10 protein-coding genes and 1 tRNA gene are annotated in these 11,717 nt (G+C 58.3%); 6 read left to right on the top strand and 5 right to left on the bottom strand.

The genetic code is table 11. The features are described 5' to 3' along the window. Positions 1 to 169: 169 nt before the first annotated feature. A tRNA-Pro gene (locus C7J97_RS10725) sits at positions 170 to 242 on the bottom strand. 345 nt (positions 243 to 587) lie between these two features. On the opposite strand from C7J97_RS10725, the gene C7J97_RS10720 reads away from it, so the two are divergent. Continuing rightward, positions 588 to 935 (top strand): Hpt domain-containing protein, encoded by a 348-nt coding sequence (locus C7J97_RS10720; protein WP_113992570.1) that lies wholly within the window; start codon positions 588 to 590, stop codon positions 933 to 935. A 141-nt stretch (positions 936 to 1,076) separates the two neighbouring features. After that, on the top strand, positions 1,077 to 2,069 hold the full coding sequence (locus C7J97_RS10715; RefSeq protein WP_113992569.1) for a D-2-hydroxyacid dehydrogenase: 993 nt from the start codon (positions 1,077 to 1,079) through the stop codon (positions 2,067 to 2,069). 56 nt (positions 2,070 to 2,125) lie between these two features. Here C7J97_RS10715 and C7J97_RS10710 read toward each other — a convergent pair whose 3' ends face one another. The 4 genes from C7J97_RS10710 to uxaC all read right to left on the bottom strand — a co-directional run bounded on the left by C7J97_RS10710 (position 2,126) and on the right by uxaC (position 6,951). Then, positions 2,126 to 2,515, bottom strand: coding sequence for an FMN-binding protein (locus tag C7J97_RS10710; protein WP_097783180.1), 390 nt, complete (start codon positions 2,513 to 2,515; stop codon positions 2,126 to 2,128). Positions 2,516 to 2,542: 27 nt separating this feature from the next. After that, positions 2,543 to 4,201 (bottom strand): glutamine--tRNA ligase/YqeY domain fusion protein, encoded by a 1,659-nt coding sequence (locus C7J97_RS10705; protein WP_113992568.1) that lies wholly within the window; start codon positions 4,199 to 4,201, stop codon positions 2,543 to 2,545. A 185-nt stretch (positions 4,202 to 4,386) separates the two neighbouring features. After that, positions 4,387 to 5,271 (bottom strand): YitT family protein, encoded by an 885-nt coding sequence (locus C7J97_RS10700; RefSeq protein ID WP_113992567.1) that lies wholly within the window; start codon positions 5,269 to 5,271, stop codon positions 4,387 to 4,389. 246 nt (positions 5,272 to 5,517) lie between these two features. Next, complete coding sequence (gene uxaC, locus C7J97_RS10695; protein ID WP_005920792.1) at positions 5,518 to 6,951, bottom strand: glucuronate isomerase; 1,434 nt, start codon at positions 6,949 to 6,951, stop codon at positions 5,518 to 5,520. 321 nt (positions 6,952 to 7,272) lie between these two features. Here uxaC and C7J97_RS10690 point away from each other — a divergent pair, with 321 nt between their 5' ends. The 4 genes from C7J97_RS10690 (at position 7,273) to C7J97_RS10680 (ending at position 11,512) form a co-directional block, all read left to right on the top strand. Continuing rightward, positions 7,273 to 8,787, top strand: a complete 1,515-nt coding sequence (locus C7J97_RS10690) for a tagaturonate reductase (protein ID WP_113992566.1) — start codon at positions 7,273 to 7,275, stop codon at positions 8,785 to 8,787. An 84-nt stretch (positions 8,788 to 8,871) separates the two neighbouring features. After that, positions 8,872 to 10,362 carry a UxaA family hydrolase gene (locus C7J97_RS10685; RefSeq protein ID WP_113992565.1) on the top strand — a complete coding sequence of 497 codons (1,491 nt, stop codon included), beginning with the start codon at positions 8,872 to 8,874 and terminating at the stop codon, positions 10,360 to 10,362. A gap of 75 nt (positions 10,363 to 10,437) precedes the next feature. Further along, positions 10,438 to 10,587 carry a hypothetical protein gene (locus C7J97_RS15035; RefSeq protein WP_170126664.1) on the top strand — a complete coding sequence of 50 codons (150 nt, stop codon included), beginning with the start codon at positions 10,438 to 10,440 and terminating at the stop codon, positions 10,585 to 10,587. Positions 10,588 to 10,630: 43 nt separating this feature from the next. Beyond that, positions 10,631 to 11,512, top strand: coding sequence for an aldose epimerase family protein (locus C7J97_RS10680; RefSeq protein ID WP_113992564.1), 882 nt, complete (start codon positions 10,631 to 10,633; stop codon positions 11,510 to 11,512). The last annotated feature ends 205 nt before the right edge of the window (positions 11,513 to 11,717 follow it).

Genomic DNA, 11,717 nt, shown 5'->3' with positions numbered 1-11,717 from the left:
TTTTATCAATCCCGCAAAAGGGGAGGAAATAGAAAAAGGCTGCTCTGTTTTTGGAAAACGGTCTTGCAGTGTGCGCAGTTTTTGCGCACAGTCGGATTTTTACCGGCAGTTTCACAAGCAAAACAAAAACGCACGCCGATCCTTACCGAATCAACGTGCGTTTGCAGTATCGGAGTGGCGAGACTCGAACTCGCGGCCTCCTGCTCCCAAAGCAGGCGCGCTACCAACTGCGCAACACCCCGACATCTGGCGGCACAGCTGCACCGCCAGAATATAGTATATCGTTTTTTGCGCGGTTCGTCAATACAGAATCCGCAGTTAGGGACATCGGTGCTTTTCGACTTTTTCAGCCAATAAGAGCAGCAGTGAGGAAGCGGGCGATGACAGGCATCTTTTGCAAAAAGGTGAGGTTTTGGTGCAACTGCCGAAAAGCGGATGCAAAAACTGGACAGAACACAAAATTTGTTGCGCTCTAGTTGCAAGCAAGCCGGAAAGGTGCTATCATAGCACTATATCGCCGTGAAGCGTAGTGAGATGTGGCGGTGGGAAATTAGACAGAGGCTGAAAAGAAAGGCACGGCGTAAGCGATGACGATACAGGAATGCTATAAAAAGATGGGCGCAGACTATCAGGAGGTGCTGGGGCGGCTGCACAACGAAGCCATGATCGGCAAATTTGTGCGGATGTTTTTGCAGGACGACAGCTTTCAGATCCTGGAGGAAGCGCTGCGCAGGGGAGACGTAAAAGAGGCATTCCGTGGGGCGCATACCCTCAAGGGCGTCTGCCAGAATCTTGGCTTTTCCAACCTGTATGCGCCCGCCTATACCCTGACCGAGACCCTGCGCGCCGGGCAGCTGGAGGGCACACAGGAGCAGTTTGCAAAGGTGGAAGAGCAGTATCAATGCACGATGGACGCCATCCGTGCACTGGACTAAAATAGAATGCGGTGTCGGGCGGCTTTCGGGCTGCCCGGCATTGTTCTTTTACGGGATGCGTCTGAAAGCACAGAACCGCCCCCTTGTGCCGCCGCACAGTTTGCGGTATGATAGACAAAAAAGGGGAAAGGAGATCCTGTTATGTCCAAACATATCCTTGTCTGTCTGCCCATCAGCGCAGAGCAGAGGAACCGCATTGAGGCGGTGCAGGGCTTTGCATATCGCTTTACCACCCCGGATACTGCCACGGTGGAGGATGCCCTGTGGGCAGATGCCGTGCTGGGCAATCTGCCGGTGCCGCTGATCCGGCAGAACGACCATCTGGAGTGGTTCCAGTCCAACGCAGCGGGCCCCAATAACTATCTGGAGCCGGGGGTGCTGCCGGAGAAGTGCATCGTGACCAACGCCACCGGCGCTTATGGGCTTGCCATCAGTGAGTGTATGCTGGCAATGTGGCTCAGCCTGCTCAAGGAGCTGCCCGCCTACCGGGACAACCAGCGGGAACACCGCTGGGCACCCACCGGCCACTCTGTGGGCAGCATTGCGGGCAGCCGGGTGCTGTGCGTGGGCATGGGCGATATCGGCTCGAACTTTGCCCGGCGGGCGTATGCGCTGGGTGCTGAGGTGGTGGGCGTGCGCCGCACCGTGCACCCGGACGCCCCCTGCCCGGACTACTGCACCCGTGTGGTGGCGCAGAGCGCATTGGACGCAGAGCTGCCGCAGGCCGACCTTGTGGCGCTGAGCCTGCCCGGTACGCCGGAGACACTGCATCTGTTCGGCGCAGAGCGGCTGGCGCTCTGCAAGCCCGGTGCTATCCTGCTCAATGTGGGACGCGGCACTGCCGTGGACGGCGAGGCGCTGGCAGCCGCCGTGCACAGCGGGCGGCTTTCCGGTGCAGGGCTGGACGTGACCGACCCCGAGCCGCTGCCGCCGGAGCATCCCCTGTGGGCGGAGCCTAACGTGATCATCACGCCCCACGTTACCGGCGGCTTCAGCCTGCCCAAGACGCTGGACAATATCGTGGATATTTTTGCACACAACCTCAAGCGCTATGCCGCCGGTCAGCCGCTGGATAACCAGATGGACCGCCGCACCCAGTACGCCAGCGGCGCACGGCTGCAAAGCACCCTGTAAAAAGCAAAAACTGCCGCACAATTGTGCGGCAGTTTTTGTTTTTGTAGTTTACAGCATCACTGCGCCTGTGCAAGGCAGGCGTCCATGGCGGTAAAGATGGCCTCGCTGGTCATGGTGGAACCGGTGATGGCGTCCACACCGGCGGTGGAACCGGTCTGTGTCAGCTGGGCAGCCAGCGTCTCGGCAGCTTTGCCGCCCAGCTCCGGGGTCTCGGCAGAGGCGTCCACCTGTACGGCGGTCACCTTGCCGCCGGTCACGGTGACCGTGACGGTCACTTCACTCAGGCAACCCTGCGCAGAGGAGGTGTAGCTGCCATCGGTCAGGGGAGCGGCGTTGTCGGCGGCGGGTACGGTGCCGGTGTTGTGGATATACAGGTTCAGCACAATGCCCATCAGCACGGTGGCCACCAGCATGAGCAGGATATTACGGGTCATTTTTGCGGTCATGGTATGGTATCTTCTCCTTGGGGATGATTATTTTGCGGGCTTGAAGCTGTCGCGCAGGGTGACTACCCGGTTGTACACGCCGGGGTTCTTGCTGTCCGGGGTAAAGAAGCCGGTGCGCACGAACTGGAACTTTTCGCCGGGCTTTGCGTCCTTCAGGCTCTCCTCCAGCTTGCAGCCGGTGCGCACGGTGACGCTTTCCGGGTTCAGGTAGTCCTTGTAATCGCTGCCTTCGGGGATGGCGTTCATGTTGGCTTCGGTGAACAGCTTGTCGTACAGGCGCACCTCGGCGTCCACGCAGTGTGCGGCGCTTACCCAGTGGATGGTGCCCTTGACCTTGCGGCCGTCGGCGGGGTTGCCGTTGCCGGTCTCCAGGTCGGCGGTGCAGTGGATGGCGGCGATGCTGCCGTCGGCGTTCTTGTCCACGCCGGTGCACTTGACGATATAAGCACCCATTAGGCGCACCTCGCCGTCCACGGTCAGGCGCTTGAACTTGGGAGGCGGCACCTCAGCAAAGTCCTCGGCGTCGATCCACAGCTCGCGGGTAAAGGCTACCTTGCGGGTGGTGGTATCGTTGGCTTCGCGGTTGGGGTTGTTGGCTACGTCAAAGTACTCGGTCTTGTCGGCGGGGTAGTTGTCCACCACCAGCTTGACCGGCTCCAGCACGGCAATGCGGCGCTGTGCGGTCAGGTCCAGCTCGCTGCGGATGCAGGCTTCCAGCTGACGCATATCGATCAGGTTGTCAGACTTGGAGATGCCGGCCTCCCGCACGAAGGTGAAGATGGAGGTGGGGGTGTAGCCGCGGCGGCGCAGACCGCACAGAGTAGGCATACGGGGATCGTCCCAGCCGTCCACGATGCCCATCTCCACCAGCTCACGCAGGTAGCGCTTGCTCATGACCGTGTTGGTCATGTTCAGGCGGGCGAACTCGCGCTGCTTGGGGAACTCGGCACCGAAAATGTTCTCGATGACCCAGTTGTACAGCGGGCGGTGGTTCTCGAACTCCAGACTGCACATGCTGTGGGTGATGCCCTCGATGGCGTCCTGAATGGGGTGGGCGAAGTCGTACATGGGGTAGATGCACCACTTGTTGCCCTGACGGTGATGCTCGGCGTACTTGATGCGGTAGATGGCCGGGTCACGCATATTCATGTTGGGACTTGCCAGATCGATCTTGGCACGCAGGGTCTTTTCGCCCTCCTTGAACTCACCGGCACGCATCCGGCGGAACAGGTCGAGGTTTTCTTCCGGGCTGCGGTCGCGCCACGGAGAGGGGCGGGAGGGCTTGCCGGCATCGGAGCCGCGGTACTCGCGCATCTCCTCGCGGGTCAAATCGTCTACATAAGCCTTGCCCTCGGTGATCAGCTTCTCGGCGTACTCGTAGCACTTATCAAAGTAATCGCTGCCGTAGAAGATGCCGCCGTTGGGGTCGGCACCCAGCCAGTGCAGGTCCTCGATGATGCTGTTGACATACTCCTCGCCTTCGCGGGCGGGGTTGGTGTCGTCCAGACGCAGGTTGAATTTGCCGCCGTACTGGTTGGCAATGGACCAGTTGATATAGATGGCCTTGGCGCTGCCGATGTGCAGATAGCCGTTGGGCTCCGGCGGGAAGCGGGTGTGGATCTGCTGCACCTTGCCCTCGGCAAGGTCGGCGTCGATGATATCTGTCAGAAAGTTTTTATCAGCCATATAGGTTCCCCCTGTCAGGGCACAGTGTGCCCCCTTTTACTCATAATACTATATAATACACTATTTTGCGTTTTTCTTCAAGTACGGAGTTGCGCGGAACACGGGGGCAATCCTCTGAATAAAGGCTTCCCCCGGCCGGGGGAAGCCTTTAGCGGAAAATGGATGAAAAAGGATACGAAGCAGTCTTAGTTGAAGGAGCGGAAGCCCTTGCCGATGATCTCGCTGGAGTTAACGATGGTGATAAAGCTGTGGGGGTCGTTCTCCCGCAGAAAGTTGCGCAGCTGCAAAGCCTGACGGCGGGTAAGTACGGTCACCAGCACGCTGAGCTCGTGGTGGGTGTAGGCACCGTAGGCCTTTTCCACCGTGGCAGAGCGGTTCAAGTTGTGGATGATGAAGTCCAGAATGGGCTGCGGGTTCGCAGTCATAATGGTGCACACCTTGCGCAGGCGGATGTTTTCAATGGCACCGTCCACCACAAAGGACTTGCCGATCAGGCCGAGGATACAGTACAGACCGGTGCCCATACCGAACCGCACGGCGGCGGCCAGCACAATGAGGATATCGCTGACCATCAGCGCCTTGCCGATCTCCATGGAGGTGTACTTGGCAAGGATCAGTGCCACGATGTCGGTGCCGCCGGTGGAGGCACCGATGTCAAACACGATGGCAGCGCCCAGCGCGGGCAGGAACACCGCGAACACCAGATCCAGCATGGCGTCGCCGCTCAGGGACACGCCGGAGGGGTACAGCCACTCGCAGCAGGACACGAAAAAGGAGAGCGCAAAGGAGGAGTAGATCGTCCAGCCCATGCACTTGACGCCCAAAAAGATAAAGCCCAGCACCACCAGCACGATGTTGATGATCCACATAAAGCCGCCCACGTTGATGCGGGGGAACAGGTCTGCCAGCAGGATGGACAGGCCGGAGGTGCCGCCGAAGGCGAAGTGGTTGGGATTTTTAAAATATACGATGCCCACTGCCGTGAGCACAAGACCGAGGTTCAGCAGGGCAAAGAAATTTAGATCCTTCAGCAGATTCTCGCGGCTGAAGGCTTCTTTTAAACCGTTCATGGGTTTCCTCCATCAAAAAATACAGTAATTTGGCCTGAATGCCATGCAAAAATATACTCCCCTTATACGGGGAAGTCAAGGGATAACGGAGAAGTTGTAGAAAAAGACGGAAAACAACCGATAAAAGGTGAAAAAACAGGAATGCCCGGTGCATTTTGAACGTAAAAGGGCAAAACAAAGCGCCGCCCGCAGACTGCATTGTCTGCGGGCGGCGCGGAGATTCAGTTCAGGAAAAGGGGAAAGCGCTTACAGGTTGAAGTAACGCTTTGCATTGTCGAAGCAGATGCCCTTGACGATCTTCTCCAGAGCCTTCTCATCGTTGGGATACTCGCCGTCCTCGACCCACTGGCCGATGATGTTGCACAGGATGCGGCGGAAGTAATCGTGACGGGTGTAGCTCAGGAAGCTGCGGCTGTCGGTCAGCATACCCACAAAGTTGCCCAGCAGGCCAAGGCTTGCCAGACGGATCATCTGATCCTCCATGCCGATCTTGTGGTCGTTGAACCACCATGCAGAACCGTGCTGGATCTTGCCCGGCACCTCGCTGTTCTGGAAGCAGCCCAGAATGGTGCCGATCTGTGCATCGTCGGCGGGGTTCAGGCTGTAAATGATGGTCTTGGGGCACTCGTCGGTGTCGTTCAGGGCGCTGAGCAGCTGTGCGATCTCGCCGCCGCAGGTGGCGGTGTTGATCATGTCAAAGCCGGTGTCGGGGCCCAGCAGGCTGTTCATCTTGCGGTTTACGCCGCGCAGGCAGTTGTAGTGGATCTGCATGGCAATGCCCAGACGATGGTACTGCTTGCCCAGATGGATCAGGATGTAGGTCTGGTACTTCTCAGCCTCTTCCACGGTGCAGCTCTCGCCCTTCATCACCTTCTGGTAGATGGCGTTCACTTCGTCCTTGGTGGCCTCACGGTAGGGCACATAGTCCAGACCGTGGTCGGAAGCGCGGCAGCCCATCTCGGCAAAGAACTCGATGCGCTTGGTCAGGGCATCGGTCACGCAGTCGATGCAGGCCAGCTTTTCCTTGCCCACAACGGCAGCCAGCTTAGCCATGTACTCAGCAAAGCCGGGCTTGTTGATGTTGATGGCCTTATCAGGACGGAAGGAGGGAGCCACAGTGAACTTGATGGTGGGATCTTCTTTGATCTTCTTGTGCCAGTACAGGTCGTCGATGGGGTCATCGGTGGTGCCGATGAAGGCCACGTTGCTCTGCTCGATCAGGCCGCGGACGGTCAGCTTGGGATCGTGCTGCAGCTTGTCGTTGCACAGGTTCCACACTTCCTCAGCGGTGTCGCCGTTCAGCACGCCGTCGTAGCCGAAGAAAACGTGCAGCTCCAGATTGGTCCAGTGGTACATGGGGTTGCCAATGGCCATGGGCAGAGCCTCGGCAAACTTCTGGAAGCGCTCGCGGTCGGGCTTGTCACCAGTGATGTACTCCTCGGGCACGCCGTTGGAACGCATCACGCGCCACTTATAATGATCGCCGAAGTAGCTGCCGTCCGGGTTACGGCCGCCCAGCCACACCTGAGTAATGTTCTCGAAGCGGCGGTTCTCGTAGATCTCGCGGGGAGGAATATGGCAGTGATAGTCGCAGATGGGCATAGCAGCTGCATAGTCGTGATACAGATGCTGTGCGGTAGCAGACTGGAGCATGAAGTCCTTATCCATAAATGCTTTCATGGGATTTTAACTCCTTTTCTCTGATAAATTTGTTAAAATTTAGACAAAAACGGGCATGAAATTGCACCTGCTTGGAACGGGCAGGCTGCCTTATCCTTAGTATACCGGAAAACGCCGATGTATACAACTGAAAAACTGCCAAAATTTCACCCTCAGAATTGTATAAACCGCTGGAAATGCGCTGAATAGCCATTTTTGGACTAAAAACATTGCACAAAACACTTGACTTCTTTGTATACAACAGCATAAAATAGGAGCAGAAGATGGCAGGGAAAACGAGAGCCTGCCATGCAAAGCAAGTTTATAAAGGAGATCAATAAGATGGAAACTTTGAACTACAAGGTTCTGGAAGGCACTGGCTACAACGGCTACATCCTGAAGGATGCTCCCGTTAAGGTGATGCAGTTCGGCGAGGGCAACTTCCTGCGCGCTTTCGTGGACTATTTCTACGATATTGCAAACGAGAAGGCCGGCTACAACGGCAAGGTCAAGCTGGTGCAGCCCATCGGCAACTTCCCCCAGATGGCAGACTGGATCAACGAGCAGGAGGGTCTGTACACCCTGTACCTGCGCGGCAGCGAAAAGGGCCAGAAGGTGGACGCAAAGCGGGTGATCTCCTGCGTGTCCGACTGCGTGTGCCCCTACATCGATGGCAAGTGGGACGAAGTTCTGGCTCTGGCTCGCTCTGAGGATCTGGAAACTGTTGTATCCAACACCACCGAGGCCGGCATTGCCTACACCAAGGGCGACAGCCAGTTCGATCAGGTTCCCCCTAACAGCTTCCCCGCAAAGCTGACCCGCGTGCTGTTCGAGCGTTACAAGGCCTTCAACGGCGCTGCCGATAGGGGTCTGGTCATCCTGAGCTGCGAGCTGATTGACAACAACGGCAAGGAGCTGCAGAAGTGCTGCAACAACTACGCTAAGGATTGGGATCTGGAGCCCGCCTTCATCGACTGGATGAACACCGCCAACACCTTCTGCTCCACTCTGGTGGACCGCATCGTTCCGGGCCGCATCCGTGACCCGCAGGAGCTGGCTGCTCTGGAAGAGGCCAACGGCTACCACGATACCGCTCTGGACGTGGGCGAAGTGTTCGGCGTCTGGGTCATCGAGGGCCCCGCAGGTCTGGAGGACAAGCTGCCGTTCAAGAAGGCCGGCGTCAACGTCATGGTCGTGCCCGACGTTACCCCCTACAAGAAGCGCAAGGTCCGCATCCTGAATGGCGCACACACCGGCTTTGTGCTGGGCGCTTATCTGGCAGGCTTTGATATCGTGCGCGACTGCATGCACAACGACACCGTGCGCGGCTTTATGAACAAGATGCTGCATGAGGAGATCATCCCCACCCTGCCGCTGGACAAGAAGGATCTGGAGGACTTTGCCTCTGCTGTTGAGGACCGCTTCAACAACCCCTTCGTCAACCACGAGCTGATGAGCATCTCCCTGAACTCCACCTCCAAGTGGAAGGCCCGCAACATGCCCTCCTTCCTTGCTTACATCGAGGAGCAGAAGCAGCTGCCCAAGTGCCTGACCATGTCTCTGGCAGCCTACATCGCCTTCTACTCCAACGATATTCAGGAGCGCACCGCAGACGGCCTGATCTGCAAGCGCCCCGCAGGCAACACCTACAAGATCCAGGACGACGCATGGGCTCTGGACTTCTACTACGCACACAAGGACGACACCGCTGCGCAGCTGGTGCACGCTGTGCTGACCAACACCCAGATGTGGGATCAGGATCTGACCAAGATCGAGGGTCTGGAGGCTGCTGTGCTGGCAGATCTGGAAATGATCCGCACCCAGGGTGCCGAGGCTGCTTACAAGAGCTGCCTGTAAGCTGAAAAATCAACCTACCCGCACAACAAAGGGCTGCTGCTTTGGGCAGCAGCCCTTTTGTGCGATACGATAAGGAGAACAACTATGCCGCAGGCAATTCATATCAGCCCCATCGACAATGTGGTCGTTGCCCTGCACCCCATTGCCAAGGGCACGCTGGTGGAGGTGGACGGCCTTGCCGTCACCGCACGGGAGGATATCCCGCAGGGTCACAAGATGGCAGTCAAGCCCATTAAGAACGGCGAGAACGTCATCAAGTACGGCTTCCCCATCGGTCATGCCACCGCAGACGCCGCCCCCGGCACCTGGATGCACACCCATAATGTGCACACCAACCTGTCCGGCGAGGTGGAGTACAGCTATAACCCCGCCCCGGATCTGGCTCCGCTGCCTAAGGTCGAGCCGGAGACCTTTATGGGCTTCCGCCGCAAGGATGGTCGCGCCGCTATCCGCAACGAGATCTGGATCATCCCCACCGTGGGCTGCGTGAACGATATCGCCAAGAAGATGGTTGCCGACAATCAGGATCTGGTCACCGGCTCCATCGAGGGTCTGTACAGCTTCACCCATCCCTTCGGCTGCAGTCAGACCGGTCACGACCACGCACAGACCCGCAAGCTGCTGGCTGCGCTGGTGCGCCACCCCAATGCTGCCGCCGTTCTGGTGCTGCATCTGGGCTGCGAGAACCTGCAGCACGATCAGTTCGTGGAGGAGTTGGGCGAGTACGACCACGACCGCGTCAAGTTCCTGACCTGTCAGGATGTGGAGGACGAGTTTGCCGCCGCCCGCGATATCCTGAAACAGCTGGCTGCCTATGCCGGGCAGTTTGAGCGCCAGCCTATCCCCGTGTCTGAGCTGGTGGTGGGCATGAAGTGCGGCGGCTCGGACGGCCTGTCCGGCATCACCGCCAACCCCACCATCGGCCGCTTCTCCGACATGATGGGTCAGCGCGGCGGCTCTACCGTGCTGACCGAGGTGCCCGAGATGTTCGGTGCAGAGGGCTTCCTGATGGACCGCTGCATCAACAAGGAAGTGTTCGTCAAGGCCGAGCACATGATCAACGGCTTCAAGGAATACTTCATCAGCCACAACGAGGTGGTGTACGATAATCCCTCTCCGGGCAACAAGGCCGGCGGCATCACCACGCTGGAGGATAAGAGCTGCGGCTGCGTGCAGAAGGGCGGCACCGCCCCCATCATGGACGTCATCGGCTACGGCGACCCCGTGGTGACCAAGGGCTTGAATATGCTGTACGGCCCCGGCAACGATCTGGTCTCCGCCACCGCCATGACGGCAGCAGGCGCACACCTGATCCTGTTCTCCACCGGCCGCGGCACCCCGTTCTCCGCTCCGGCTCCCACCCTGAAGATCTCCACCAACACCCCGCTGGCAGAGAAGAAGGGCGGCTGGATCGATTTCAACACCGGTGTCATCGCAGACGGTGAAAAGACCATCGACGAGGCTGCAAAGGATCTGCTGGATCTGGTCATCCGCGTGGCCAGCGGTGAGCAGACCAAGGCGGAAAAGCACGGCTTCCGCGAGATCTCCATCTTCAAGGACGGCGTGGTTCTGTAACTGAAAAAGGGCTGCTGTACGGCAAAAAGCGGTACGGCGGCCTTTTTGTGCATAAAAAGAAGGGAAGTGTATGGAATGTTGGGCACAAATGGGGTACTGCTGTTGACACTGCTGCTTTATGCAGCTATCATTTATGGTGCAGTACGATTGATCAAATATTTTATCCGCTACGGCATTGATTACTACTTCCAGAAGTTGGAACAGCAGCCGGAGCACAAGGAATGACCCGCCGGGGCGACCCTGCGGTAATAATAGGAGGCTTTTACTTATGAATCAGATCACCACCCGGTACATCACCGAGAACGGCGCCTGCTACGAGCAGTACGTCATCACCGACCCCGAGGCAAAGACCGCCCTCACCATCACCCCCGAGCGCGGCGGTATGATCACCAGCTTTACGCTGGACGGCGAGGAGTTCGTCTGGACCCGCCGCCCCAATTTCTCCGAGTGCAACCGTCCCCGCTTTGGCGTGCCGGTGCTGTTCCCCAGCTGCGGCAACCCGGATAACGGTGTGCATATCTTTGACGGCAAGGCTTACCCCATGGAGACCCACGGATTTGCCGACCTGTGCGCATGGGGAGTGGAAAGCGTTGGCCCGGACGGCGTGACGCTGGCACTGGAGTCCACCCCGCTGACCAAGTTCCTGTACCCGTTCGATTTCACCCTGCTGCTCAACTATAATCTGGAGGGCAACAAGGCACTGGTCAGTCTGACCGTCATCAACGAGGGCAACACGGATATGCCCTTCAGCTTTGGCTACCATCCCTACTTTACCGCCTCCAAGCTGGAGAACGTGGAGTTCGACATCAAGTGCGCCACCTGCTCCGATAACGCCAAGGGCGAGCAGCCCGCCGCCCCGGAAAAGATCACCCTCACCCGCAAGGAGGGCGCAGACAATTCTGTCCGTCTGCTGACCGGCGTGCAGTTCCCCATGACCCTGACCGACAAGGGCAACGGCCACAAGGTGACCGTGGACGCCGACGAGACCTTTGAAAACGGCGTGCTGTGGCAGCAGGATGCCGAGAGCTTCGTCTGCATGGAGCCTTGGAACGGCTGGGCCAACAGCGTGAACGAGGACGGCAAGCACGAGGTGCTGGAGCCGGACGAGGCCATGACCAGCGAGTGGAGCATCACCATCGAGAAGGCCTGAAAAACCATTTGAAATGCGCGCCGCGCTGCTTTGCGCATAGTCAGCGGAAAAATTATTCTTAATTTGGGGCTCAGGAAAGTCTGCGGAGCTTGTCGGGGCAAAGCCCCTCCATCTGCTTGCGCAGACCGCTCTGCCGCTTAAAAGCCTCACTGGGGCTTTTATTGCTGCGCAAACGCGGACTTTCCTGAGCCCCTTTTTCACGGGA

This window comes from Faecalibacterium prausnitzii (assembly GCF_003324185.1).
Classification (GTDB): Bacteria; Bacillota; Clostridia; order Oscillospirales; family Ruminococcaceae; genus Faecalibacterium; species Faecalibacterium prausnitzii.
The sequence above is the reverse complement of the archived record's forward strand: the minus strand, read 5'-3'. Positions and strand labels throughout refer to the sequence as shown.

Bases quoted from the DNA above. Each gene is read 5' to 3' on its own strand.
- C7J97_RS10720 (WP_113992570.1), top strand. From the start codon at position 588: ATGACGATACAGGAATGCTATAAAAAGATGGGCGCAGACTATCAGGAG.
- C7J97_RS10715 (WP_113992569.1), top strand. From the start codon at position 1,077: ATGTCCAAACATATCCTTGTCTGTCTGCCCATCAGCGCAGAGCAGAGG.
- C7J97_RS10710 (WP_097783180.1), bottom strand. From the start codon at position 2,515: ATGACCGCAAAAATGACCCGTAATATCCTGCTCATGCTGGTGGCCACC.
- C7J97_RS10705 (WP_113992568.1), bottom strand. From the start codon at position 4,201: ATGGCTGATAAAAACTTTCTGACAGATATCATCGACGCCGACCTTGCC.
- C7J97_RS10700 (WP_113992567.1), bottom strand. From the start codon at position 5,271: ATGAACGGTTTAAAAGAAGCCTTCAGCCGCGAGAATCTGCTGAAGGAT.
- uxaC (WP_005920792.1), bottom strand. From the start codon at position 6,951: ATGAAAGCATTTATGGATAAGGACTTCATGCTCCAGTCTGCTACCGCA.
- C7J97_RS10690 (WP_113992566.1), top strand. From the start codon at position 7,273: ATGGAAACTTTGAACTACAAGGTTCTGGAAGGCACTGGCTACAACGGC.
- C7J97_RS10685 (WP_113992565.1), top strand. From the start codon at position 8,872: ATGCCGCAGGCAATTCATATCAGCCCCATCGACAATGTGGTCGTTGCC.
- C7J97_RS15035 (WP_170126664.1), top strand. From the start codon at position 10,438: ATGTTGGGCACAAATGGGGTACTGCTGTTGACACTGCTGCTTTATGCA.
- C7J97_RS10680 (WP_113992564.1), top strand. From the start codon at position 10,631: ATGAATCAGATCACCACCCGGTACATCACCGAGAACGGCGCCTGCTAC.